This window comes from Acidovorax sp. Root275 (assembly GCF_001428965.1).
In the GTDB taxonomy this organism is placed as follows: domain Bacteria; phylum Pseudomonadota; class Gammaproteobacteria; order Burkholderiales; family Burkholderiaceae_C; genus Acidovorax; species Acidovorax radicis.
Genome location: NZ_LMJH01000010.1, coordinates 400,048 through 419,259 on the forward strand (window position 1 = coordinate 400,048; position 19,212 = coordinate 419,259).

Annotated in this window: 17 protein-coding genes; 3 read left to right on the plus strand and 14 right to left on the minus strand. The window is 65.1% G+C overall.

Annotation, left to right across the window (positions count from 1 at the left end):
• Positions 1 to 121: 121 nt before the first annotated feature.
• From ASE52_RS21205 to ASE52_RS21235, 7 genes are all read right to left on the minus strand, one after another.
• Positions 122 to 559 (minus strand): VOC family protein, encoded by a 438-nt coding sequence (locus tag ASE52_RS21205; protein WP_057229034.1) that lies wholly within the window; start codon positions 557 to 559, stop codon positions 122 to 124.
• Entirely contained in the window at positions 556 to 1,533 is a 978-nt protein-coding gene (gene glk / locus ASE52_RS21210; protein WP_057229036.1) for a glucokinase, read from the minus strand. Before glk ends, ASE52_RS21205 begins: the two co-directional genes overlap by 4 nt.
• A 200-nt stretch (positions 1,534 to 1,733) precedes the next feature.
• Positions 1,734 to 2,801 carry an ABC transporter ATP-binding protein gene (locus ASE52_RS21215; RefSeq protein ID WP_057229037.1) on the minus strand — a complete coding sequence of 356 codons (1,068 nt, stop codon included), beginning with the start codon at positions 2,799 to 2,801 and terminating at the stop codon, positions 1,734 to 1,736.
• Positions 2,802 to 2,809: 8 nt separating this feature from the next.
• The gene (locus ASE52_RS21220; protein WP_010462252.1) at positions 2,810 to 3,679 is read right to left on the minus strand and encodes a carbohydrate ABC transporter permease; all 870 of its coding nucleotides are present in this window, start codon (positions 3,677 to 3,679) and stop codon (positions 2,810 to 2,812) included.
• Positions 3,669 to 4,550 carry a sugar ABC transporter permease gene (locus ASE52_RS21225; RefSeq protein WP_035197039.1) on the minus strand — a complete coding sequence of 294 codons (882 nt, stop codon included), beginning with the start codon at positions 4,548 to 4,550 and terminating at the stop codon, positions 3,669 to 3,671. Before ASE52_RS21225 ends, ASE52_RS21220 begins: the two co-directional genes overlap by 11 nt.
• Before the next feature lie 182 nt (positions 4,551 to 4,732).
• Positions 4,733 to 5,851, minus strand: coding sequence for a carbohydrate porin (locus tag ASE52_RS21230; protein WP_010462256.1), 1,119 nt, complete (start codon positions 5,849 to 5,851; stop codon positions 4,733 to 4,735).
• Between the two features lie 101 nt (positions 5,852 to 5,952).
• On the minus strand, positions 5,953 to 7,203 hold the full coding sequence (locus tag ASE52_RS21235) for an ABC transporter substrate-binding protein (RefSeq protein ID WP_057229039.1): 1,251 nt from the start codon (positions 7,201 to 7,203) through the stop codon (positions 5,953 to 5,955).
• 225 nt (positions 7,204 to 7,428) lie between these two features.
• Between ASE52_RS21235 and ASE52_RS21240 the strand changes: the two genes are divergently transcribed.
• Positions 7,429 to 8,145: a response regulator transcription factor gene (locus tag ASE52_RS21240; protein WP_057229650.1), complete on the plus strand. Its 717-nt coding sequence runs from the start codon at positions 7,429 to 7,431 to the stop codon at positions 8,143 to 8,145.
• Positions 8,146 to 8,306: 161 nt separating this feature from the next.
• Entirely contained in the window at positions 8,307 to 9,701 is a 1,395-nt protein-coding gene (locus ASE52_RS21245; RefSeq protein WP_010462261.1) for a sensor histidine kinase, read from the plus strand.
• Between the two features lie 179 nt (positions 9,702 to 9,880).
• Here ASE52_RS21245 and tal read toward each other — a convergent pair whose 3' ends face one another.
• Genes tal through ASE52_RS21265 form a run of 4 tightly spaced genes read right to left on the minus strand, consistent with a single transcriptional unit; the run spans position 9,881 to position 15,245 of the window.
• A complete protein-coding gene (tal, locus tag ASE52_RS21250) occupies positions 9,881 to 10,831 on the minus strand; it encodes a transaldolase (protein ID WP_057229041.1) in 951 nt (316 codons plus the stop codon).
• A gap of 7 nt (positions 10,832 to 10,838) precedes the next feature.
• The gene (locus tag ASE52_RS21255; RefSeq protein ID WP_057229044.1) at positions 10,839 to 11,921 is read right to left on the minus strand and encodes an ABC transporter ATP-binding protein; all 1,083 of its coding nucleotides are present in this window, start codon (positions 11,919 to 11,921) and stop codon (positions 10,839 to 10,841) included.
• A gap of 41 nt (positions 11,922 to 11,962) precedes the next feature.
• On the minus strand, positions 11,963 to 14,203 hold the full coding sequence (locus ASE52_RS21260) for an iron ABC transporter permease (RefSeq protein ID WP_010462267.1): 2,241 nt from the start codon (positions 14,201 to 14,203) through the stop codon (positions 11,963 to 11,965).
• A gap of 13 nt (positions 14,204 to 14,216) precedes the next feature.
• Positions 14,217 to 15,245, minus strand: a complete 1,029-nt coding sequence (locus ASE52_RS21265; protein WP_010462269.1) for an ABC transporter substrate-binding protein — start codon at positions 15,243 to 15,245, stop codon at positions 14,217 to 14,219.
• Between the two features lie 219 nt (positions 15,246 to 15,464).
• Here ASE52_RS21265 and ASE52_RS21270 point away from each other — a divergent pair, with 219 nt between their 5' ends.
• The gene (locus ASE52_RS21270; protein ID WP_057229046.1) at positions 15,465 to 16,310 is read left to right on the plus strand and encodes an SIS domain-containing protein; all 846 of its coding nucleotides are present in this window, start codon (positions 15,465 to 15,467) and stop codon (positions 16,308 to 16,310) included.
• A 134-nt stretch (positions 16,311 to 16,444) separates the two neighbouring features.
• Here the strand turns inward: ASE52_RS21270 and ASE52_RS21275 are convergent, their stop codons facing one another.
• The 3 genes from ASE52_RS21275 to ASE52_RS21285 all read right to left on the minus strand — a co-directional run bounded on the left by ASE52_RS21275 (position 16,445) and on the right by ASE52_RS21285 (position 19,209).
• Positions 16,445 to 16,840 carry a hypothetical protein gene (locus ASE52_RS21275; RefSeq protein ID WP_057229048.1) on the minus strand — a complete coding sequence of 132 codons (396 nt, stop codon included), beginning with the start codon at positions 16,838 to 16,840 and terminating at the stop codon, positions 16,445 to 16,447.
• Between the two features lie 345 nt (positions 16,841 to 17,185).
• Entirely contained in the window at positions 17,186 to 18,223 is a 1,038-nt protein-coding gene (locus ASE52_RS21280; RefSeq protein ID WP_057229050.1) for a dipeptide ABC transporter ATP-binding protein, read from the minus strand.
• Positions 18,220 to 19,209, minus strand: a complete 990-nt coding sequence (locus ASE52_RS21285) for an ABC transporter ATP-binding protein (protein WP_057229051.1) — start codon at positions 19,207 to 19,209, stop codon at positions 18,220 to 18,222. Before ASE52_RS21285 ends, ASE52_RS21280 begins: the two co-directional genes overlap by 4 nt.
• Between the last annotated feature and the right edge of the window lie 3 nt (positions 19,210 to 19,212).

Below are 19,212 nucleotides of genomic sequence, written 5' to 3' on the forward strand. Positions count from 1 at the left end.
CCAGTCGCAAACTGACTGTTCCAGTTTTGAAAACAATACTGCGAGAACTGACAGCCCGCGTTGCAAAGAAAAATGCCGCCCAGGTCGCCCTGTGCGGCATGGCGCTCTGCAAAGGCGCTGGCTATGCCGGCCGTGGGCCTACCAGTTCAATGGGCAGGCCATCGGGGTCTGCAAAAAAGGTGAACAACGCACCGGTAAACGGATCGACCCGCACCGGCTCCGCCGCCACACCGTGCGCGGCCAGGGCCAGCAGGCTGGCCTCCATGTCGGCCACGCGCAGAGCCAGATGGCGGAGGCCACAGGCCTCGGGGTACGACGGGCGCGCCGGGGAGTTGGGGAAGGAAAAAAGCTCCACCTGCGAGCCATCGGGCAGCTGCAGATCCAGCTTGTACGACTGCCGCTCCGCCCGAAAGACTTCGTTCACCACCCGCAGACCCAGCACCTCGGTGTAGAAGCGGCGCGAGCGGGCATAGTCGCTTGCGATGATGGCCACATGGTGCACACCGCTGACCTGCAGCGCGGGCAGTGGCACGGGCAGCGCGGCGGGGCCGTCGCTCATCCCTCAGAGCCGGCGATGTCAAGCGCGCGCGATGCGCCATACAGCGCTGGCGTGGCGCTGGGGTCGATGATCCAGCACGGGATGGACGCGAGGTAAGGCTGAAAGCGGCCCTTGGACTCGAACCGCGCGCGGAACGAGGATTTGTCAAACCACGTGCCCAGGCGCGGCACCATGCCACCACCGATGAAAACGCCTCCGCGCGCCCCCAGGGTGAGGGCCAAGTTGCCCGCCACGCTGCCCAGAAAGCCGCAGAAAAGATCCAGCGCCTCCAGCGCCAGGACGTCGTTGGACTGCAGGGCCAGCTCAGTCACCTGGGAGGCCGAGCTGACCTCCTTGCCACCCCGCTGCGCGAGGCGGCGCAGCGCGTGGTACAGGTCCACCAGCCCCGCACCACACACAGCGCGCTCGGCCGACACATGGCCGTAGCGCTCCTGCAGGATGGCCAGCACATCGAATTCGCGCTGCGTCTGCGCCGCCAGCGACACATGCCCGCCCTCCCCCGACAAGGGCACGCCGTTGCTGGAGCCGGGCGGGAACACCAGCCCCGACACACCCAGGCCCGTGCCCGGGCCCAACAGCGCAATCGCAGCGCCCGGCACGGCCTCGCCGCCGCCCACGGGGCGCAGCAGGTCGGGCGTCAGCAGGGGCAGCGCCAGTGCCAATGCGGTGAAGTCGTTGATGACCACGAGCCGCTCGAAACCAAACGCCTCGCGCACCGCGCGCTGCGAAAAGCTCCAGCTGTGGTTGGTCATGCGGATCGCGTCGCCCGTGACGGGGTTGGCAATACCGAAAGCCGCCTCGCGCGGGGTGAGCACACCCACTTCTTTCAGATAGGCCGCCAGCGCAGCGTCCACGGTGGGGAACTGCGCGCAGGGCAGCACCCGCGTGTCGTTCAAGGGGCCGCCCGGCTCGTTCTGCCAGGCCAGTCGGATGTTGGTGCCGCCGATGTCGGCGAGGAGGCGCTGAGGTTGCATAGGAAAAAGATGGAGGCCAAAGGTCACACGCCCCCGCTGCCCTCCGGCAGACGGCGGCCCGTGGATCGCGAATGCTATTATTTATATAGCTACTCGCGCTTGATGGATAAGCGCTGGAGCCTCTTTTTACCTGAATTACCCCTTCAGGCAAAGACCAAAGTCCCTTCTTGCGGCGACCCAGCGGACGGGGCTCGCCCCTCTCAGCCCGTCAGCCGCTCTTCGGACTTCGCGTCGAACCAGTGGGCGTTGGCCGGTGCCACGGTCAGGCCCACGTGGTCGCCCGGCTGCACGCGGGTTTGTGCGTCCGTGCGCAGCGTGACGCTGCCTGCGGCGGTGTCCACCATCACATAGGTGTCGGGGCCCGTGGGCTCCACCACGCTCACCTGCCCGCGCCAGGGCGCGTCGTCCTGCAGTTGCAGATGCTCGGGGCGCACGCCCAGCAGCATCTCTGCGGCACCCGTGGGCGGTGCCAGGCTCAGCGACGCACCTTCGATGCCAAAGTGCCCGGCGGGCTGCGCACCTCCGCGCAGCAGGTTCATGGTGGGCGAGCCGATGAACGTGGCCACATAGGTATTGGCCGGGCGGTTGTAGATCTCGTCGGGCGTGCCCAGTTGCTGCACCACGCCGCCCTTCATCACCGCAATGCGCGACCCCAGCGTCATGGCTTCGACCTGGTCGTGCGTCACGTACACGCTGGTGATGCCGCTGGCCTGGTGCAGGCGCTTGATCTCGGCGCGCATCTCCACGCGCAGCTTGGCGTCGAGATTGGACAGCGGCTCGTCGAACAAAAACAGCTGCGGCTGGCGCGCCAGGGCCCGGCCCATGGCCACGCGCTGGCGCTGACCGCCCGAGAGCTGGCTGGGCCGGCGGTCCAGCAGGTGGCTGATCTGCAGCATGGCAGCCACTTCGTCGATGCGTTTTTGCCGCTCGGGCTTGGGCATCTTGCGCATTTCCAGCGCAAAGCCGATGTTGTCTGCCACGGACAGTGTGGGGTAGAGCGCGTAGCTCTGGAACACCATGGCGATGTCGCGGTCGCGCGGAGGCATGCCCACCACGTTCTTGCCGGCGATGCGGATCTCGCCTTCGGTGGGCTCGTCCAGGCCCGCAATGATGTTGAGCAGCGTGGACTTGCCGCAGCCCGAGGGGCCGACCAGGATCAGGAACTCACCCGGTGCCACGTGGATGTCGATCTTGCGCAGCACTTCCACGCTCTTTTCACCCTTGCCAAAGCGCTTGTTGATGCCCGCGATGTCCAATGAAGACGCCATGATTTTCCTTAACCTTTCACCGCGCCAGCCGTCAGGCCGCGCACAAAAAACTTGCCTGCGAGAACGTAGATCACCATGGTGGGCAAGCCTGCGATGATCGCGGCCGCCATGTCCACGTTGTAGGCCTTCACACTGCTGCTGGTGTTGGCCAGGTTGTTCAGGCCCACGGTCACGGGCTTCGAGTCGGTGCCCGAGAACACCACGCCAAACAGGAAGTCGTTCCAGATGTTGGTGAACTGCCAGATCAGCGTGACCATGATGATGGGCGTGGACAGCGGCAGCACGATGCGCCAGAAGATCTGGAAGAAGCTCGCGCCGTCCATGCGTGCGGCATTCACCAGCTCTTTCGGGATGGCCGCGTAGTAGTTGCGGAAGAACAGCGTGGTGCCTGCCAGCCCCGCCAGGCAGTGCACCAGCACCAGCCCGGTGATGGAGCTCGACAAGCCCAGCCAGCCCAGCACCTGGCTCATCGGCAGCAGCACCACCTGGAAGGGCATGAACACGCCGAACAGCAGCATGCCAAACAGCGCATCGCTGCCCCGGAACTTCCACAGGCTGAGTACATAGCCATTGAGCGCGCCCCACACGGTGGAGATCATCACGGCCGGCACGGCCATGGCCACCGAGTTCAGGAAAAACGGACGCAGTCCGTTGCAGTCGACCCCCGTGCAGGCGCTGGACCACGCGGTACCCCAGGCCGACCAATTCAGCGCTGCGGGCAAGGCCAGCAGCGAAGTGCTGCGGATTTCCTCGGCATCCTTGAACGACGTGACCAGCATCGCATACAGCGGCAGCAAAAAGAAGGCGGTGGCCAGGGCCAGCACCGCATAGACCAGCAGGCGGCCCACGGAAGGAAATACAGAAGGCTTAGCGGTCATGGGGTTTGCTGCGCAGTTCGCTGTACAGGTAGGGGATGACCAGGGCCGCCACGGTGGCCAGCATCATGGTGGCGCTGGCGGCGCCCAGGCCGATCTGGCCGCGCGAGAACGACATGGTGTACATGAACGTTGCAGGCACGTCGGTGGCAAAGCCGGGGCCACCGGCCGTGAGTGCCATCACCAGGTCAAAGCTCTTGATCGCCAGGTGCGACAGCACCATGACGGTGGAGAAGAACACGGGCCGCAGCGCCGGCAGCACGATGCGCCAGTAGATGCGGGGCAGCGAGGCGCCATCGACCTGGGCGGCCTTGATGATGCTGTCGTCGATGCCGCGCAGGCCCGCGAGGAACAGCGCCATCGCAAAGCCCGCGCTTTGCCAGATGCCCGCGATTACCACGCAATAGATGGCCATCTCGGTGTCCACCAGCCAGCCAAATTCAAAATTGGGAAAGCCCCAGTCGCGCACCATTTTTTCGATGCCCAGGCCCGGGTTCAGCAGCCACTTCCAGGCCGTGCCCGTGACCACGAACGACAGCGCCATGGGGTACAGGTAGATGGTGCGCAGCGCGCCCTCGGCGCGAATCTTCTGGTCCAGCAGCACCGCCAGCACCACACCGATGGCCAGGGACCCGCCCACGTAGCCCACCCCGAAGATGCCGAGGTTCTTGAGGGCCACCCACCAGCGGTCCATCTCCCAGAGTTTTTCGTACTGTGCGAGGCCCACCCACTCGTAGTTGGGGAGCATGCGCGATGCGGAGAGGCTCAACACTCCATTCCAGACCATCAGGCCATAGATGAAGGCAAAGCCCAGAACAAAAGCCGGTGTCACGACCAGCTTGGGCAGCCATGTTTCAAACGTGTTCTTGCTCATGGCCACGGTATGTGTTTGTCATCGTCCTGCACTAGAAAAAGCGGGGGGCACGCAGGAGTGCCCCCCAAATGAACAAAGTAACCTCTGACTAACTCGCTAACTCACTCAACCATTCCATGTCCGGGCCACAAGGTTTTGCGGGACGAGCGCCCCGCGCTCCCTGCGGCCCGAAGTGGAATCACTTACCACCAGACCTCATATTGCACGCCCACCAGCGTGCGCGAGGTCTTGCCGTTGGCGCCGAACGTGGCCGCATTGGCCACCGCAGCCGCCTGGTTCCAGTTGGCCTTCGTCACATACAGACGCAACTCGGGACGTGACCAGAAGTCTTCCGACAGGGCCAGGGCGCCCGCCAGCGTTGCCTTGGACAGGCGCTGGTCAGGGCCGGTGCCCTTGCGGGTGGTGGTGGACAGTTCCACCAGGCCCTTGAAGTTCTTGGTGAACGCGTACGAACCGCGGCCGCCCAGCGAGAAGTCCTTGGTCTCCACGCCCGTCAGGTCGGCCTTGTTGGTCTGGTAGCCAATGAGGGCCTGGCCACCAAACGGACCGCTTTGCCAGTTGATGGAGTCGGCGATGCGGGTGGCGCGCTTGCCCGCGCTCGTGCCCTCGATGGCCTCGAACTCTCCGTCGATGCGTGCATGGCCCCGCGACGTTTGCAGGTACAGGGTATTGCTGATGCTGGGCAGCAGGAATTCCTTCTGGTTGTGCATGAAGGAGATGCCCGAACCCGAACCACCGTTGACCTGGCCCTTGCCACCCACTGCCGTCAGCAGCACCCGCAGCTTGCCGCCAGGGTTGGTGTTGATCTCCGACAGGTCGGCGTTGATGCGGTGCGCCTTCACGTTGTTGGGCAAGCCACCGTCGAACTTGTCGCCGGTGAACACGCCCACACCCAGCTTCATGCCACCGATCGGCACATCGGTCACACCCGCACCGATGTTGTCACCGTAGTTGAGCAGGAAGTAGTCGACGATGTGCACGTCCTGAATCCGCAGGCGGCGCTGGCCGACCCAGAACTTGGCTTCGGGCGAGAACGAGAAGCCGCTCATTTCCACAAAGGCCTGCTCGGTGCTGATGTCGCCACTGCCCCACTTGGCGGGCATGTAGTTCACCTTCCACTTGACACCGCCGGCTTCAAACCCGCGTGCGAAGTTGACTTCGATGCCGTTGTCGCCCTCATTGCCCAGGCGGTATTTCTGCAGCTCGCCGCCGAGCGAAAGGTTGCCCTTGACGCCGTCGGAGTGGTTGAACACCGGGCCGCCCCGTGAGTAACCGTTGAACTCAAAGCCGGCAACATCCATTGCCATGGCACTACTCATCGCGCATGCGGCGGCCAAAGCCACCGCCGTGAGGCGGTTTCTTTTCATCATGATGGGATCCCTCTAGTGGTGGTTTACTTGGCTTACTTGGTCTTGGCGGCGGTCGCGATCTTCTTCATCGCGTCGGCAACGCTCACCTTGTCGTCATTCCAGAACTGGCTGACAACATCCTTGATGGCACCTTCGGTGGCGGGCGCAATCGCCATGCCGTGGGCCACGCTGGGCAGCAGGCTGCCGCTCTTGGCGGTGTCGACGAAGTCCTTGGCCGAGGCCTTGGCGCAGTCGTCGAACTTGTCCATCTTCTGGCCGGCGCGCACCGGGATCGAGCCCTTGTTCAGGTTGAACACTTCCTGGAACTCGGTGCTCATGATGGAGCTGGCCAGGTCGCTCTGCGCCTTTTGGGCGGCGGCATCCTTGAGCTTGAAGAGGATGAACGAATCCACGTTGAAGGTGTACGACGTGGTCGTGCCCGGTGCTGCCGCGCACAGGAAGTCCTTGCCGGGCACCTTGTTGGCCGCCAGGAACTCGCCCTTGGCCCAGTCGCCCATCAGCTGAAAGCCTGCCTTGCCCTGGATCAGCATGGCCGTGGCCAGGTTCCAGTCGCGGCCGGGGGCGCCAGGGTCGGTGTATGACTTGATGCGGCGGAAGGTCTCGAGCGACTTCTTCATCGTGTCGCTGTTGATGGCCTTGTCGTCAAGCTTGACCAGTGCATCCTGGTAGAACTTGGGACCACCGACACCGAGCACCACGGATTCGAAGGTGGTGAAGTCCTGCCAGTTCTGGCCACCGTGGGCCACGGGCACCAGGCCGGCGGCCTTGAGCTTGTCGGCGGCGGCAAAGAACTCGTCCCAGGTCTTGGGCATGGCGGCCACGCCGGCCTTCTTCAGGGCCTCGGAGCTGCCCCACATCCAGTTGACGCGGTGCACGTTGACGGGGGCGGCCACGTAGGCGCCCTTGTACTTCATCACATCGGCAACGACCTTGGGCAGCAGCTCATCCCACTTCTCGGCCTTGGCCAGGGTGTCCATGTTGGCCAGCACGCCTTCGGACGCCCACTCCTGGATGGCGGGGCCCTTGGTCTGTGCAGCCGAAGGGGGGTTGCCCGAGATCACGCGGCTCTTGAGCACGGTCATGGCGCTGTCGCCACCGCCACCTGCCACGGCGAAATCGCGCCAGGTGTGACCCTTGGCCTGCATGATCTTCTTGAGCTCGGCCACCGACTTGGCCTCGCCGCCCGAAGTCCAGTAATGCAAAACCTCGACCTCCCCCGCGCTGGCCGACATCGCTGCCGCCAGGCCCACCGCCACTGCGGCGATTTTTGTCAACTTCCACATACCCTTGTCTCCTCGATGTTTGAATCCGTTGGGTGCGCCGGAATCCGGTGCTGTTCAGCGCAGTCGGTACTTTAATTACAATAATTAATGAACATATCAGGGCTTTCCCGGGTGTGGGTTACATACCAACGCCATTAGCCCGTTATTGAATTACCAACCGCTGCGCGTGCAGGCATTGCCACGCCGCCGGGGCCTTTGGCAGGGTGCTTTGTTATGCTCAATCCCATGGCCACGATACTGATTGTTGAAGATGATGCCCTGCTGCTGGACGCGCTGACTGGCCAGCTCCAGCAGCTGGAATTCGGCGTGCACACGGCCTCCAGTGTGGCCCAGGCCACCACGCTGCTGCAGTCGCAGGCAGTGGACGGCATCATCCTGGACCTGGGCCTGCCCGGCGCCGACGGCATGGAGCTGCTGACCTGGGCACGCACCCACATTGCCGGCCTGCCCGTGCTGATCCTGACCGCGCGCGATGGTGTGGAGGACCGCGTGCTGGGCCTCAATGCCGGGGCCGACGACTACATCACCAAGCCCTTCAACATGCAGGAGCTGCAAGCCCGCCTGCAGGCCATGCTGCGCCGTGCGCGCCAGCCCGCCTTTACCCAGGCCAGCAGCGCCGCAGGCGGCGCCAGCACCACCATCGGCCCCCTGGTGCTGGACCACGCCAGCCATTCAGCGGCGCTCAATGGCGACCTGCTCGACCTCACGCAGCGCGAGTGGGAACTGCTGGAGCTGCTGGTGCACCGCTGCGGCGAGGTCGTCACGCGCGACGATGTGCTGGCCGCCTGGCGCGCCAGCCCTCCGGAACCCGGGCAAACCGCCGCGCCCCTGAACTCCAATGCGCTGGAGGTGTATGTGCACCGCCTGCGCAAGAAGCTCGACACCTCGCCGCTGGCCATCCGCAACATCCGCGGGCTGGGGTACATGCTGAACAGGCCATGAAGCCCCCCCTGAGATGCTGCGCATCTTCCCCCCGTGGGGGGGACGCCGCCAGCGCACACAAGCGCAGCGCCGTATCTGCGGCTTGGCGGCCCTTGCGCGGCGGCACTGGCCTCGGTCGCGCCAGTTGCAAGCCGCGTGCCGCTTAATTTTTACGGTCATTCATGCGCCACGTTCCGGGTGTTTCTCTTCAACGCAAGCTGCTGCTGTGGTTGCTGTTGCCGCAGCTGGTGCTGTGGCTGTCGGGCGGGTTTCTGGCCTGGCGCATTGCACTGCAGAACGGCGAGAAGGGCATCGACCAGACGTTGACCCAGTCCGTGCGTGCGCTGGCGCGGCAGATCAAGCCCATTGGCGACGGGCTGCTGGTGGACTTCCCCAAGGCTGCGCAAGACATCCTGGAGCAGGACCCGGCCGACCGCATCACCTACATGGTGTCGTCCCCGCCCGGCCGCTTTTTGCTGGGCAACGCACAGCTGCCCGCGCCCCCGCTGGTGGAGGTGGCTGTGGGCGAGGCGTTTTTGTACCAGGCACGGGTGGACGACAAACCCGTGCGCGTAGCCTTGCTGGACGTGGACTACGGTACCGCCTCCACCCGGCAGCGCCTGCGCGTGCAGGTGGCCCAAAGCCTGACGGTGCGCGAACGCATTGCGCGCGAGTTGCTGGAACAAATGGTGTTCCCCATGGGGCTGATGGGGCTGGCCCTGAGCGCTGTGGTCTACGCGGGTGTGCTGCGCGGCCTGCAGCCCCTCAAACGCCTGGAGGCCCAGATCGAACGGGCCGGCGCCCTGCCGCAGGCCGGCACCACGCCGCTGCCCCCCATCGAGCTGACCTCGGCCCCGCAGGAGGTGCATTCGCTGGCCAGCACCATCAACCGGCTGCTGGAGACCGTGGCACGCGGCCAGCAAAAGGAAAAACGCTTCCTGAACGACGCGGCGCACCAGCTGCGCACACCGCTGGCCGGGCTCATTGGCCAGACCGAGCTGGCCCTGCACGAAAGCCACGAGCCCGCTGTGCAGGAGCGGCTGCACAAGGTGTTGTCGGCCGCACAGCGCAGCGCCCACCTGGTGCACCAGCTGCTGCAGCTGGCGCGCTCGGAATCGAACGTGGAAATGCAGACCATCGACCTCGGCAGCCTGGCCCGCGAAGTGGCCCGTGAATGGGCGGCCCGCGCGCTGGCGCAGGGCATGGACCTGGGCTATGAGGGCGACGAGCGGCTGGCGGTACAAGGCCATCCGCTGCTGCTGCGCGAGGCGCTCAACAACCTCATCGACAACGCACTGCACTATGCAGGCGAAGGCGCCACCGTCACGGTGCGCGTGGGCCACGAGGAGCCCGGGCGCTGGGCCCTGCTGGTGGTGGAGGACGATGGGCCGGGCGTGCCGGCCGAGCACCTGGGCGATCTGTTTGCACGCTTCTGGCGCGGATCGGACAAGGCGGGCGGGTGTGGGCTGGGCTTGTCGATCGTGGAGGAGATTGCGCTGCGGCACGGCGGCCGGACGGTGGCCGAGGGGATCGTGCCGAGGGGGTTGCGGGTGGGGATGCGGCTGCCCGCGGGGTGAGGTTTTTGGTGTTTTTGGGGCCTGGCGCTTTCTGAACAAGCGCCAACAGCTATTGTTTTAATAGCGGTTGGTTCTCGCGCTTGCCATTCGGGCGGTGGAAACCACAGAGCTATAAAAACAATAGCGGCAGGCGCTTGCCACACAAGCGCCTGCCGCCTAAAGCACTAAAAATTCCGACCTCAAGCCGCCAGGATCAGCTTCTCCAGCTTCACGGCATCCACCGCAAACGCCCGAATGCCCTCGGCCAATTTCTCCGTCGCCATGGCATCTTCATTCAGCGCAAACCGGAACCCTGCCTCGTCATAGTTCACCGCAGGCAAGTCCATCCCCTTCGCCGCATCGGCATTGAGCGCCCGCTGCAACGGCGCGTCGCTCGCGGCCAGCTGGGCCAACAGATCGGGTGCGATGGTCAGCAAGTCGCAACCCGCCAGCGCCGTGATCTGCCCCACGTTGCGAAAGCTCGCGCCCATCACCTCGGTCGCAATGCCAAAGTGCTTGTAGTGGTTGTAGATCTGCGTGACCGATTGCACGCCCGGGTCGTTGGCCCCGGCGCGCGCGGCCTCATCCCAGCTGGCGCCGGCCTGCTTCTTGTACCAGTCGTAGATACGACCGACAAACGGCGAGATCAGCTGCACCTTGGCCTGGCCGCAGGCCACGGCCTGGGCGAACGAGAACAGCAGCGTGAGGTTGGTGTGAATGCCCTTGCGCTCCAATTGCTCGGCAGCCTTGATGCCTTCCCAGGTGGCGGCGACCTTGATCAACACGCGGTCGATGTGGATGCCTTCGGCCTGGTACAGCTCGATGATGCGTTCGGCACGGGTCACGGTGGCGCTGGTGTCAAAGCTCAGGCGGGCATCGACCTCGGTGGAGACCCGGCCCGGGATGGTGGCCAGGATTTCGCGGCCGAAGCGGACCAGCAGGCGGTCGATGATTTCATCCATCGGACGGCCCCGGAACTGCGCCACGGTGTCTTGCAGCAGCGGCGCGTACTCGGGCTTTTGGACAGCCTTGAGGATCAGCGAGGGGTTGGTGGTCGCATCCTGGGGCTGGAACTGCGCCAGTTGCTTGAAGTCGCCGGTGTCGGCAACCACGGTGGTGAACTGTTTGAGGGCGTCGAGTTGGTTCGTCATGGCGCCATTATTCCGCATCGCGCTGAGCGCCTTCGGTACTACCAACCACCGATACGCCGTGCGCACCCAGGCTCAGCTGCACGTCGTCACCCACAGACAGCACATCGTCCAGGTCGGACGACACCACAAAGATGCTGCCCAGCGCCGTCTCGAAGGTGTATTCATGCACCGCGCCCAGATAGGCCAGTTTGTCCAGCCGGGCCGGCAGCAGGCCTGCGCCCTGGCGGTGAATGCGCCAGGCCTCCGGGCGCACCGCCACCTTCACGGCCCCGCTGCGCACCGCCATGCGGGGGCGCAGCACCAGCGGCCCGAGCGAGACCGAACCATCGGCCTGTGCGGTCGCCGGGAACAACATCGCCTCGCCCATGAAGCCCGCCACAAATTCGCTGTGGGGTGTCTCATACAGTGCGCGGGGCGTGCCCTTTTGCGCAATCAGCCCCTGGTTCATCACGATGATCTGGTCGCTCACGGCCATGGCCTCGGCCTGGTCGTGCGTGACGTAGGCCACCGTCAGCGACAGGCGCTGCTGCAGCGCGCGGATTTCCTCGCGCATCTCGCGGCGCAGGCGGGCGTCCAGGTTGGACAAGGGCTCGTCGAACAGCAGCACTTCGGGCTCCAGCACCAGCGCACGCGCCAGCGCCACCCGTTGCTGCTGGCCACCCGAGAGCTCGCTGGGCAGGCGGTCGTCATACCCCACCAGGCCCACGCCGCGCAGGGCCTCCACCGCCTTGGCGCGGGCCACGTCCTTGGGCTGGCCCGACATGCGCAGGCCGTACATCACGTTCTCGACCACGTTCATGTGCGGAAACAGCGCGTAGCTCTGGAACATCATGCTCACATTGCGCTGCGCGGGGCCCAGCGTGGTCACATCCTTGCCGCCAATCAGGATCGTGCCGGAGGTGGGCGACTCCAGCCCCGCGATCATGCGCAAGGTGGTGGTCTTGCCACACCCCGAGGGCCCCAGGATGGTGGCCAGCGTGCCACGCGGCACTTCGAAGTTGATGCCTTTGACGGCCAGACCCGCCGAGGGGTCGCTGCCATAGCGCTTGGTAATGTCGCGAAAAACGATGCCTGCCGCGTTGTCGTTCATATCGAACTCGATTCCTGTGTGCAAGAGAAAGATCAAAAAAATCAGTGCGCCACGCGCGCGGCAGCGCCACGCCGGCCCAGCTTGCGCTCCCCCACCACCAGCTGGATCAGCCCGATGGAGGCGGACATCAACACGATGAGCACCGTGCAGTACGCCAGCGCCACGCCATAGTCGCCATTGCCCACGCGGCCGATGATGTAGGTCGTTGCGAGTTCGTTCTCGGCAGTGACCAGGAAGATCACCGCGCTCACGGTGGTGATGGCACGCACAAAGCTGTAGACCAGCGCTGCCACCAGGGCGGGCTTGAGCAGCGGCAACACCACATGGCGCAGCGTCTGCACGCTGCCCGCACGCAGCATGACGGACGCCTCATCGAGCGAGCGGTCCAGCTGCTTGAAGGCCGCCGTTCCCGCCCGCACGCCCACCGGCAGGTTGCGGAACATGAAGCACAGCACGATGATGAGCGCAGTGCCCGTCAGCTCGAACGGTGGCACGTTGAAGGCCAGGATGTAGCTCACGCCCAGCACCGTGCCCGGGATCGCAAACGCGAGCAGCGCCGCAAATTCAAACGCGCCCTGCCCCCGGAACTCGGTGCGCGCCAGCAGCCACGCAATTCCGATGCCCAGCGTGGCCGTGAGCGGCGCCGAGATGGCCGCCAGCTTGACCGTGGTGAAGAACGAGTTCCACGCCGTGCCTGCCCACACCACGCCGAACTGGCCCCATTCCACGTTGAACGCGGTGCGAAAGTGCGCCAGCGTGATGGTGTAGTCGCGCCCCCAGGTCTGCACAAAACCACCGGCCAGCGCAAACAGGTAAACGATGAGCGTGAACGCCATCCAGGGCAGCGCAATGGAATGCACCACACGCCGCACGCCCGCAGGCAGCGGCATGGCAATGCCTGCATCGCCCTTGCCCGACACGGTGGTGAAGTTCTGCTTGCCCAGCAGGCCACGCTGGATCGCAAACACGGTGAGCGCAAAGAACGTGAGGATCCAGGCCAGCGAGGCCGCACGCCCCTGGTCGTACTGCGCGCCCACGATGGCAAAGAAGATTTCGGTGGACAGCACCGAGAACTGCCCACCCACGACGATGGGGTTGCCGAAGTCGGCCATGCTTTCGATGAAGCCCACCAGGAACGCGTTGGCCAGGCCGGGCTTGAGCAGCGGCAAGGTCACGGTCATGAAGGTGCGGTGCGGGCTGGCGCGCAGGGTTTGCGCGGCCTCTTCCAGGCTGGGCGCCACGCCCTGCACCACGCCGCGCATGATCATGAAAGCGATGGGGGTGAACGCAAAGGTCTGTGCCACCCAGACGCCAAACCAGCCATAGAACCAGCGCGTGGGCGTGATGCCAAAAGCGACTTCCAGAAACTGGTTGAACACCCCGGCGCGGCCAAACAGCAGGATGAGCCCCAGGCCCACCACGAACGGCGGCGTGATGATGGGCAGCAGCGCCACGATATTGAGCGGGCGTGCATAGCGGCGCGAGGCGCGCTCGGCCATCAGCGCCATGAAGCTGCCCAGCAGCGTGGTGCTGGTGGCCGTCATAAGCCCCAGGAACAGCGTGTTCCAGGCTACGCCGCAACGCTGCCCCCCGGCCAGGCACGATAGGCCGAAGTTGCGCTCGTGTGCAATGCGCTCCCACACCACGGCCAGCGAGAACGGGCCGTCTTCGAGGAAAAACGCGGCCGACAGCGCCTTGAGCACCGGGAACACGATGAACAGCGCCAGCAGGCTGCCACAACCCAGCACGGCCGCCGCCACGAAGAGGTCGCCCTTGAAGAAGCCGCGCCGCGCGACGCCAAACGCCAGCAGCACCAACAGCGCAGAGAGCACCACAAACCCACCCCAACCCATGCCGGGCTGGCGCGCACCCAGTTCACCCAGACTGGTGTTCATCCACTCAAAGGCCCAGCCGCGTGCGCCAATCGCAAAACCGCTGAGCAACAGCGCCAGCAACCCCAGCGCGCCACCGGCAGCCAGCACCGCCCCCTGCTTGCGGCCCGCCGGCAGGCAGGCGCCCAGCCCGGCCACCGCGAGCCCGACCAGGCCCAGCCACAGCCAGGACCGGCCAAACAGTGCCGCCTGCATCAACCCATTGCCCGCCTGTTCGCTGCTGAAAACCTGGCCCACCGCAAGGAGGCCATTGGCATCCTGCTGCGCATACCAGGGGAACACGAGATACCCCAGCACGCCCACGACCAGCCAGACCCACAGGGGCCGGTTGACCGCAACGCCCGTCGCGTTGGTTCGTGGGGTTGCGTACGCCGCCGTTGCTACCGACATGATGGTTCGTTCCTCAGCGCGCTGCGTTCTGGACTTCTTTTTCCCAGCGCGCAATCAGGCGGCGGCGCTCGGCACTCGCGCCGTATTTGGCGTAGTCGTAGTTGATGAGCTTCATCTTGGCCGGATCGGTCATGCGCGGGTCCTTGGGCACCAGCGTGTTGCTGGGCAGCTGGAACTGCTTGGCCGCCAGGCCAAACTGCTGGCCACCGGGGGTCAGCGCCCATTCGTAGAACTTCTTGGCGGCCTCGGTGTTGGGGCTGTTCTTGACGATGCTCATCGAACCCACCTCGGCGCCCGTGCCTTCCGAAGGCGTGATCGAGCCCACCGGAAAGCCGTTGACCGCCTCGGTGGTCACGTCGTGCACGAAACTCACCGACACCGTGGTCTCGCCCCGGGCTGCCGCCTTGACAGGCGCCGTGCCCGAACGCGTGTAGGTGCTCACGTTGGGGTGCAGGGCCTTGAGGTATTCAAACGCCTTCTCCTCGCCCATGATCTGCACCAGCGTGGCGATCATGGTGTAGGCCGTGCCGCTCGACGCGGGGTTGGCCATCTGCACTTCGCCCTTGAACTCGGGCTTGAGCAGATCGGCCCACGACTGCGGCGGGTTGAGCTTGCGCTTGGCCAGCAGCTCCTTGTTGTAGCCAAAACCGAGCGGGCCCAGGTACACCCCGACGGTGCGGTACTTGGAGTCGACCGCCTGCTTCTGCGCCCAGGGGTGCAGCTGCGCAAGCTGGGGCGACTTGTATTCGAGCGTCAGGCCTTGCTCGGCGGCCTGCAGGTGCGGGTCGCCCGTGCCGCCAAACCAGATGTCGGTCTTGGGGTTGGCGCGCTCCGCGTTGAGCTGCGCCAGCGCCTCGCCCGAGCCCTTGGCCGCCATGTTCACCTTGGTGCCCGTGGTCTTGGCATACACGGTGGACATGAGGTTGCACCATTCGGCCTGCACCGAACAGATGATGTTGACTTGGCCCTGGGCCCAGCTGCCGGAGGTGGCAGCCAGCAGGGCCGCACCGGCCAGTAGATTCGTCAGCAAAGGTTTGCGCATGGAAGGCTCCTCAGTATCTGGATAACGTGATGCAAGGATGCTAGCCCGCAGGCCTGCCAAGGGTCAGGGGGGAAACTCCCAGGCCCGGTGCAAGCGGGATGAAAGGCAGGGATAGCGCCCTCCCCGCCACGTTGGGAACCAAGTTACATTAAGAACGGCTGACCCAACCTGTTCGAAGGCCTCACCTGAGCAGCACGCGCTGCACACCCTGACTGAGACATGCTCGACCGCATCACTGCCTCCCTGCCTTCACTGGCCCCCGCCGAACAGCGCGTCGCCCGGCTGGTACTGACCGACCCGCGCACCTTTGCACGCCTGCCCGTGCGCGAACTGGCCGAGCGCGCGCACGTGAGCAAGCCCACGGTGGTGCGCTTTTGCCGCAGCATGGGGTATGACGGGCTCGCGGATTTCAAGCTCAAGCTCGCGGGCAGCGTGAGCGAGGGAGTGCCCTTCATCCACCGCAGCGTCGATGCCGACGACAAGACGGGCGACGTGCTCGTGAAGGTGGTGGACAACGCCGTGGCCGCGTTCCTGCAATACCGCAACGCCGCCAGCACCGTGGCGCTGGAGCGCGCAGCCGAATGCATTGCCGCCACCTGGAAGACCGGCAAGCGCATCGAGTTCTATGGCGTGGGCAATTCAGGCATCGTGGCCCAGGACGCACAGCACAAGTTCTTTCGCCTGGGCGTCACGTCAATTGCCACCAGCGATGGCCACATGCAGGTGATGAGCGCCACGCTGCTCGGCCCGGGCGACTGCGCCGTGATCATCTCCAACTCCGGCCGCACCCGCGACCTGATGGACGCCGCCGACATCGCGCGCAAGAACGGCGCTACCACCATTGCCATCACCGCCAGCGGTTCACCCCTGGCCAGCACCTGCCAGATCCATCTGGCCGCGGACCACCCCGAGGGCTACGACCGGTACAGCCCCATGGTGTCGCGGCTGATGCACCTGATGATCATTGACGTGCTGGCGACCTGTGTGGCGTTGCGCATCGGCAGCTCGCTGCAGCCGATCCTGCAGCAGATGAAAGAGAACCTGCGGGCGAAGCGGTACACGTGAACTTGGGATTTTTTGGGCTCTAGCGCTTGTGTGAAAAGCGTTGATAGCTACCAAAACAATAGCAAATCTCACACCCCGTATCACTGCATCTTTCAGGTTGTTCCATTGAAGGACCGCGCGGCACCCGGCACGTGTCACCGCTGCCGAAAGTGCGGCAACCCTTTGCAGAACGCACCCAGGAAGTGAAGCAGTCGGCCCAGAAGCGCGCCACCTGCCAGGACCAACGGCAGCGCTGCCAGGGCGAGCAGATAGATGAATCCACCCGCCCCCTGCGACCTGGGCGGCGTGCAAGGCTCCGTCACCAAGGCATAGTGCATCGGCGCCCACAGCAGACACACCAGGACTGACATCAACGGGAACCTGGACTTCGCCGCGAAGACGGCAAAGACGAGCACGGTCCAGGACGGCAACATCCAGAGGCTGAAAAAACTCTCCACACAACGCCCGTAGACCACGGGCAGGCCCAGGACCAGCCCGGCGAACAGGGCGGAGACCGTCAGGGCCAGTGTTTTGCCGCGGTTTGGGTTCATGGCGTTGGGACTTGAATGCGGGACATTGTTCACGCCAAGGAGCGTACAGCACGTGGCACCTTCCATGTGCCACAACGTTCGTTGCGATCGCAGGATGTCTGGCGGGGCACTGGGCGCGGGCAGCGCAAGCCAATGGGCCGACGGCTGCGTCCGCGTTCACGTCGGCCGTCAGCTTCTCCCGCCGGCCATCAAAACACCACAGGCTCCCGAAGGAGCCCGTGGTGTTGCGGACAAATGGGGGCCATCACGCCGGCCCGTGGCATCGAGCCGACCGGTTTATGAACCCAATTGGCCCCTGGCGCTTATCCATCAAGCGCAAGCAGCTATATTTTCAGGAGCATTCGCTCAAATCCGTCCTTCTTCCACCGCATGGCACGCAATGCGGATGCCACCGATGCTGAGCAGCTGCGGCCGCTCGGCACGGCAGCGCTCGTTCACATGGGGGCAGCGCGGGTTGAAGGCGCAGCCGGGAGGCGGGTTCAAAGGGTTGGGCACCTCGCCCTGCACGGGGGTGCGCGCCTTGCCGGTGTCGTGCATCTTGGGGATGGCATCGAGCAGCATGCGCGTGTAGGGGTGGCGCGGGGTGTCGAACAGCGTGTGCTTGTCGGCCAGCTCCACCAGGCGGCCCAGGTACATCACGCCGACCTGGTCGCTCACGTGGCGCACCACGGCCAGGTTGTGGCTGATGAAGAGGTAGGTCAGCTGCCGCTCGCGCTGCAGGTCCTTCATGATGTTGAGCACTTGGGCCTGCACCGACACATCGAGCGCGCTGGTGGGCTCGTCGCACACCAGGAACTCGGGCTCGGTGGCCAGGGCACGCGCAATGGAGATGCGCTGGCGCTGGCCGCCGGAGAACTGGTGCGGGTACTTGACCATGTCCAGCGGCGACAGGCCCACGGACTTGAGCAGCTCACCCACACGCTGTTTCAGCTCGGCCTTGTCGGTGATGAGGCCGTGTTCCTTCAGGGGCTCGCCAATGATGTCTTCGACCAGCCAGCGCGGATTCAGGCTGGCATACGGGTCCTGGAAGATCATCTGGATGCGGCGGCGCATGGCCTTGGCATCGTTGCCCTTGAAGGCGGCGTGTGCATCCTGGCTGTCAAACGTGAGGCCGCCACGCGTGGGTTCGTACAAGCCCACGAGCAGGCGTGCCACGGTGCTCTTGCCACAGCCAGACTCGCCCACCAGGGCCAGCGTCTTGCCTTTTTCGATCTCGAAGCTCACGCCGTCCACGGCATGCAGCAGCGTGCGCGGCTTGCGTTCGATCACGCGGTTGAGCCACGGTGCGGAGACGTCAAAGGTCTTGGCCAGATCGTGCGCCTGCACCAGGGCCTTGCTTTTCACGGCGCCGGTCTGGGTGGTGGTGGTAGCGGCGGCGCTCATGCGGCCACCTCGGCTTTGGTGGTCGTGGCGCCAGCGTGCAGCCAGCAGGCGGCGCGGGTGGGGCCTGCGTCCATCAGGTTGGGGCGGTCGGTCATGCAGCGGTCAAAGACTTTGGGGCAGCGCGGGTTGTAAGCGCAGCCCTGGGGAATGGCGTTCAGGCGGGGCATGGCTCCGTCGATCTGGTTCAGGCGTTCACGGTCCACCGCCATGTCGGGGATGGAAGCCATCAAGCCGCTGGTGTAGGGGTGCGAGGGCTTGTTGATCACGTTGTGCACCGGGCCAATCTCGGCCACGCGCCCGGCATACAGCACGGCCACGCGGTCGCAGGTTTCGGCGATCACACCCATGTCGTGGGTGATCAGCATCACGGCGGCGCCGCGCGATTTGCAGATGTTTTTCAGCAGCGTGATGATCTGCGCCTGGATGGACACGTCGAGCGCCGTGGTGGGCTCGTCGGCGACGATGAGCTTGGGCTCGGCCGCCAGGGCCAGGGCAATCACCACGCGCTGGCGCATGCCGCCGGAGAACTGGTGCGGGTAGTGGTCGATGCGCTCTGCCGCAGCCGGAATGCCGGTGTCCTGCAGCAGTGCAATGGCGCGCTGGCGGGCCTCGGCGGGCGTCACGGGCAGGTGGGCCAGGATGGTTTCGGTCAACTGGCGGCCCACGGTGTACAGCGGGTTCAGCGAAGTCAGCGGGTCCTGAAAGATCGCGCCGATGCGGCGGCCACGGATGTGCCGCATTTCCTCATTGCTGAGGTTGTCGATGCGCTGGCCCTCGAGCAGGATCTGGCCGGATGCGACGCGGCCTGGTGGCTCCAGCAGGCCGATGATGGCGGCGCCGGTGAGCGACTTGCCCGCGCCAGACTCACCCACCACACCCAGGATCTCGCCGGGTGCAATGGAGAAGGAAATGTCGTCCAGGGCGCGCAGGGTACCGCGGCGGCCCGGAAATTCAACAACGAGGTTTTTGACTTCTAGAAGGCTCATGGG

Bases quoted from the DNA above. Each gene is read 5' to 3' on its own strand.
- ASE52_RS21205 (WP_057229034.1), bottom strand. From the start codon at position 559: ATGAGCGACGGCCCCGCCGCGCTGCCCGTGCCACTGCCCGCGCTGCAG.
- glk (WP_057229036.1), bottom strand. From the start codon at position 1,533: ATGCAACCTCAGCGCCTCCTCGCCGACATCGGCGGCACCAACATCCGA.
- ASE52_RS21215 (WP_057229037.1), bottom strand. From the start codon at position 2,801: ATGGCGTCTTCATTGGACATCGCGGGCATCAACAAGCGCTTTGGCAAG.
- ASE52_RS21220 (WP_010462252.1), bottom strand. From the start codon at position 3,679: ATGACCGCTAAGCCTTCTGTATTTCCTTCCGTGGGCCGCCTGCTGGTC.
- ASE52_RS21225 (WP_035197039.1), bottom strand. From the start codon at position 4,550: ATGAGCAAGAACACGTTTGAAACATGGCTGCCCAAGCTGGTCGTGACA.
- ASE52_RS21230 (WP_010462256.1), bottom strand. From the start codon at position 5,851: ATGGATGTTGCCGGCTTTGAGTTCAACGGTTACTCACGGGGCGGCCCG.
- ASE52_RS21235 (WP_057229039.1), bottom strand. From the start codon at position 7,203: ATGTGGAAGTTGACAAAAATCGCCGCAGTGGCGGTGGGCCTGGCGGCA.
- ASE52_RS21240 (WP_057229650.1), top strand. From the start codon at position 7,429: ATGGCCACGATACTGATTGTTGAAGATGATGCCCTGCTGCTGGACGCG.
- ASE52_RS21245 (WP_010462261.1), top strand. From the start codon at position 8,307: ATGCGCCACGTTCCGGGTGTTTCTCTTCAACGCAAGCTGCTGCTGTGG.
- tal (WP_057229041.1), bottom strand. From the start codon at position 10,831: ATGACGAACCAACTCGACGCCCTCAAACAGTTCACCACCGTGGTTGCC.
- ASE52_RS21255 (WP_057229044.1), bottom strand. From the start codon at position 11,921: ATGAACGACAACGCGGCAGGCATCGTTTTTCGCGACATTACCAAGCGC.
- ASE52_RS21260 (WP_010462267.1), bottom strand. From the start codon at position 14,203: ATGTCGGTAGCAACGGCGGCGTACGCAACCCCACGAACCAACGCGACG.
- ASE52_RS21265 (WP_010462269.1), bottom strand. From the start codon at position 15,245: ATGCGCAAACCTTTGCTGACGAATCTACTGGCCGGTGCGGCCCTGCTG.
- ASE52_RS21270 (WP_057229046.1), top strand. From the start codon at position 15,465: ATGCTCGACCGCATCACTGCCTCCCTGCCTTCACTGGCCCCCGCCGAA.
- ASE52_RS21275 (WP_057229048.1), bottom strand. From the start codon at position 16,840: ATGAACCCAAACCGCGGCAAAACACTGGCCCTGACGGTCTCCGCCCTG.
- ASE52_RS21280 (WP_057229050.1), bottom strand. From the start codon at position 18,223: ATGAGCGCCGCCGCTACCACCACCACCCAGACCGGCGCCGTGAAAAGC.
- ASE52_RS21285 (WP_057229051.1), bottom strand. From the start codon at position 19,209: ATGAGCCTTCTAGAAGTCAAAAACCTCGTTGTTGAATTTCCGGGCCGC.